The following is a 260-nucleotide window of genomic DNA, read 5'->3' as shown; positions in this document are numbered from 1 at the left end:
CGTCGCCCGCGCGGCGCTGCCCGCGATGCGCAAGGCCAAGCGGGGCCTGATCGTCAACATCTCCTCGCAGCTCGGCCGGGTGATCGTCCCCAATGGCGGGCATTATTCCGCGACCAAGTTCGCGCTCGAAGCCTTGAGCGAGCAGATGGCCTATGAGCTGGTGCCGCATGGCATAGACGTGACGATCATCGAACCGGGCGGCTATCCCACCGATGTCTGGCGCAACCGCAACCGCTATACCGGCGCGCTCAAGGCGCGGC

The 260-nt window shown here is 66.5% G+C and carries 1 protein-coding gene; it reads left to right on the top strand.

The window, feature by feature from the left end; translation table 11 throughout:
- Positions 1 to 260 (top strand): SDR family NAD(P)-dependent oxidoreductase (locus tag SB786_RS36735; RefSeq protein ID WP_410731651.1); only part of this gene is annotated, 260 nt, incomplete at both ends.

This window comes from Burkholderia sp. SIMBA_062 (genome assembly GCF_046534765.1).
Classification (GTDB): Bacteria; Pseudomonadota; Gammaproteobacteria; order Burkholderiales; family Burkholderiaceae; genus Burkholderia; species Burkholderia ambifaria.
The sequence above is the reverse complement of the archived record's forward strand: the minus strand, read 5'-3'. Positions and strand labels throughout refer to the sequence as shown.